This is a genomic window from Ruegeria lacuscaerulensis (assembly GCF_013034685.1).
In the GTDB taxonomy this organism is placed as follows: Bacteria; Pseudomonadota; Alphaproteobacteria; order Rhodobacterales; family Rhodobacteraceae; genus Ruegeria; species Ruegeria lacuscaerulensis_B.
In genome coordinates this window covers 2,501-6,188 of record NZ_WQGO01000027.1, presented here as the reverse complement: position 1 = coordinate 6,188, position 3,688 = coordinate 2,501, and the positions used below count along the sequence as shown (strand labels likewise).

General features: G+C 53.1%; 1 tRNA gene and 2 rRNA genes. All 3 read right to left on the bottom strand.

The window, feature by feature from the left end:
* The 3 genes from GOV80_RS22175 to GOV80_RS22165 all read right to left on the bottom strand — a co-directional run bounded on the left by GOV80_RS22175 (position 1) and on the right by GOV80_RS22165 (position 3,304).
* A tRNA-Met gene (locus GOV80_RS22175) sits at positions 1 to 77 on the bottom strand.
* Between the two features lie 51 nt (positions 78 to 128).
* Positions 129 to 243: ribosomal RNA gene (rrf, locus tag GOV80_RS22170) — 5S ribosomal RNA — on the bottom strand.
* Between the two features lie 229 nt (positions 244 to 472).
* Positions 473 to 3,304: ribosomal RNA gene (locus GOV80_RS22165) — 23S ribosomal RNA — on the bottom strand.
* Between the last annotated feature and the right edge of the window lie 384 nt (positions 3,305 to 3,688).

Genomic DNA, 3,688 nt, shown 5'->3' with positions numbered 1-3,688 from the left:
TGGTTGCGGGAGCAGGATTTGAACCTGCGACCTTCAGGTTATGAGCCTGACGAGCTACCGGGCTGCTCCATCCCGCGTCAGAGTCAGATTTGTTTTCATCGTGTTAGAGAGAATTGGGCTTTTTCTAGGTTTGGCGGTGACCTACTCTCCCGGGGCTTAAGCCCAAGTACCATTGGCGCGGCAGTGCTTAACTTCCGGGTTCGGGATGGGACCGGGTGTTTCACTTGCGCTATGACCACCAAACCGAGGAAAAGCCCTCGGTCGACTTTCTTGCTGTGCAAGAAAGCGACCATGCGGGAGGCAGCGTCTTTTGTTTACAAAAGGCGCGTTCCCGCACGGTTATATAATCAACCAACATCGCGGCTTGGCGCTGCGACGCTGTCCTTAGTCAAGGTGTGTATGCTTTTGGTCTTGTTTGATCGCCTACCGCTTCGCTACTTGAGGCGGCGGGCATGTCTTTCCATTACTGGATCAAATCAAGCCTATCGGGCGATTAGTACCGGTCAACTGAACGCATTACTGCGCTTACATCTCCGGCCTATTGACGTGGTGGTCTTCCACGGCCCTCAGGGAGACCTTGTTTTGAGGGGGGCTTCCCGCTTAGATGCCTTCAGCGGTTATCCTGTCCGATCATAGCTACCCAGCACTGCCGTTGGCACGACAACTGGTCCACCAGTGGATCGTTCACCCCGGTCCTCTCGTACTAGGGGCAACTCCTCTCAAGTCTCCTACACCCACGGCAGATAGGGACCGAACTGTCTCACGACGTTCTAAACCCAGCTCACGTACCTCTTTAAACGGCGAACAGCCGTACCCTTGGGACCTGCTCCAGCCCCAGGATGAGATGAGCCGACATCGAGGTGCCAAACACTGCCGTCGATATGGACTCTTGGGCAGTATCAGCCTGTTATCCCCGGCGTACCTTTTATCCGTTGAGCGATGGCCCTTCCACTCGGGACCACCGGATCACTATGGCCGTCTTTCGACTCTGCTCGACTTGTCAGTCTTGCAGTCAGGCTGGCTTCTGCCATTGCACTCAACGAGCGATTTCCGACCGCTCTGAGCCAACCTTCGCGCGCCTCCGTTACGCTTTAGGAGGCGACCGCCCCAGTCAAACTACCCGCCACGCAGGGTCCCGGATCCGGATAACGGACCGCGGTTAGACATCAAGAGTGCGAAGGGTGGTATCTCAAGGGAGGCTCCACAGGTACTTGCGTTCCTGCTTCAAAGCCTACCACCTATCCTGCACATCACAATCCTGATGCCAGTGCGAAGCTGTAGTAAAGGTGCACGGGGTCTTTCCGTCTAACCGCGGGAAGCCTGCATCTTGACAGGCAATTCAATTTCGCTGAGTCGATGTTGGAGACAGCGGGGAAGTCGTTACGCCATTCGTGCAGGTCGGAACTTACCCGACAAGGAATTTCGCTACCTTAGGACCGTTATAGTTACGGCCGCCGTTTACCTGGGCTTCAATTCAAGGCTCTCACCTCTCCTTTTAACCTTCAGGCACCGGGCAGGCGTCAGACCCTATACGTCGTCTTGCGACTTCGCAGAGCCCTGTGTTTTTAATAAACAGTCGCCACCCCCTGGTTTGTGCCCCCAGCCCCTAGTTGCCTAGGAACCGGGCCTCCTTCTCGCGAACTTACGGAGGTATTTTGCCGAGTTCCTTCAACATCGTTCTCTCAAGCGCCTTGGTATGCTCTACCAGTCCACCTGTGTCGGTTTAGGGTACGGTCTGATGGAGGGCTATTTCCAGGAACCACTCAGCAGCCCAATCAATCCGATAAGATTGAACTACACCTGTGATCCGTCACATCCTCCTGGCCTAGGAATATTAACCTAGTTCCCATCGCCTACGCCTTTCGGCCTCGGCTTAGGGGCCGGCTTACCCTGCTCAGATTAGCTTTAAGCAGGAACCCTTGGACTTTCGGCGAGAGTGTCTCTCACACTCTTTGTCGCTACTCATGTCATCATTCTCACTAGTGATCTCTCCACGGGATCGCTCACGCGCCCGCTTCATCGAAAGCTCCAAATATCCTCCAAGGCGTTCCGAAGAACGCTAAAGAGGATAGGAACTATGTCACACTACGCTCTGCTACCGATGCTTACGCATCCCTAGACTTCGGCTCATGGCTTGAGCCCCGTTACATCTTCGCCGCAGGACAACTTATTTAGACCAGTGAGCTGTTACGCTATCTTTAAAGGATGGCTGCTTCTAAGCCAACCTCCTGGTTGTTTTGGTCGTCCCACCTGCTTTCCCACTTAGCCATGAATTGGGGGCCTTAGTCGTAGGTCAGGGTTGTTTCCCTCTCCACTACGGACGTTAGCATCCGCAGTGTGTCTGCCATCTAGTACTCCCGGGTATTCGGAGTTTGGTTAGGATCAGTAAGCCTGTGGGGCCCCATTACCCATCCAGTGCTCTACCCCCCGGGGTATTCGGATGACGCTCTACCTAAATAGATTTCGCAGAGAACCAGCTATCTCCGAGTTTGATTGGCCTTTCACCCCTAGGCACAGCTCATCCCGATCCTTTTCAACGGATGTGGGTTCGGTCCTCCAGTAAGTGTTACCTTACCTTCAACCTGGCCATGCCTAGATCACTCGGTTTCGGGTCTGATCCCACGAACTCATGCGCCCTATTAAGACTCGCTTTCGCTACGCCTACACCTAACGGCTTAAGCTTGCTCGTAAGACCAAGTCGATGACCCATTATACAAAAGGTACGCCGTCAGATCTCGAGGATCCTCCGACTGATTGTAGGCGTTCGGTTTCAGGTACTGTTTCACTCCCCTCGTCGGGGTGCTTTTCACCTTTCCCTCACGGTACTGGTTCACTATCGGTCAGCAAGGAGTACTTAGCCTTCGAAGGTGGTCCTCCGATCTTCAGACAGAATTTCACGTGTTCCGCCCTACTTAATACGTCCATCAAAGCTTCCTATACGGGGCTGTCACCCGCTATGGCCACGCTTCCCAACGTGTTCTAGTCACTTATCTGGCTCGGCTGGTCCCCGTTCGCTCGCCGCTACTAGGGGAGTATCAATTGATTTCCTTTCCTCCGGGTACTTAGATGTTTCAGTTCCCCGGGTTTGCTCTTAAAACCCTATGTATTCAGGTCTTAAGTACCTGTTTAAGCAACATATTGATTATCAAGGATAACAATATGAAGCTTTCAGGTGGGTTGCCCCATTCAGAGATCCATGGATCAAAGCTTATTCTCAGCTCCCCATGGCTTATCGCAGAGTATCACGTCTTTCATCGCCTCTTGCTGCCAAGGCATTCACCAAACGCCCTTCTCGCGCTTGATTTGATCCAGAAAAAGAAAGACTTGACCATTTGTCCTACCGCCCATTCGGCTACTTGAGTGCGTTTGACCGCACACAACCAAAGCTGCGCTAGTAATCAAATCAATCGCAATGACCCAGCTGGTAACTAAAGGTCATCTTTCTTCTGAACCAAAAGCATACTTTCCCGCCTTCCATCCTGGAACCCGCGCTGCCGATGTCGGTCGGCCCCACGCAGAGGATAGAAGACATGCATAACCGTTAAGTTATGCGGGTTAGTGTACTTGACTTGGACAACTCTGTTCGTTTCAGCCGGGATAGTCGTGGACAGGCGAGGAAACACCCGTATCACAACCCGCTCATCCAAAGATGAGAACGACTGAGATCAACGCCACACTCGGCGCGATC